1 protein-coding gene is annotated in these 253 nt (G+C 60.9%); it reads left to right on the top strand.

Annotated elements, in window-relative coordinates; all coding sequences use genetic code 11:
* On the top strand, positions 1-216 hold a 216-nt coding region (locus N7568_RS24620; protein WP_261612279.1), incomplete at its 5' end, for a hypothetical protein.
* Positions 217-253 lie beyond the last annotated feature (37 nt).

Below are 253 nucleotides of genomic sequence, written 5' to 3'. Positions count from 1 at the left end.
GTGGTTATGCGCCTGCCGCGCTACAAAATCCCTGACCGCGAGAAGAACCACCACGCGAACCACGTCCGCAAGGGGCTTGTTGAGCTGCTGGCGATCCCCGCTAGTGCTGACCCGGATGAAGAGCCGGTCGAAATCTACCAGGACCTGTGCGCGGACGTTGAGAAGGCGAAAGCGTGGCTGGCCGTGCAGCGAGTAGGTAGCCATGACGGCCAATAAAAAAGGCCCCGCAGGGCCTTATTCAGCTCGTCAGCAC

This window comes from Paenarthrobacter aurescens (assembly GCF_025421775.1).
Lineage (GTDB): Bacteria > Actinomycetota > Actinomycetes > Actinomycetales > Micrococcaceae > Arthrobacter > Arthrobacter aurescens_B.
The sequence above is the reverse complement of the archived record's forward strand: the minus strand, read 5'-3'. Positions and strand labels throughout refer to the sequence as shown.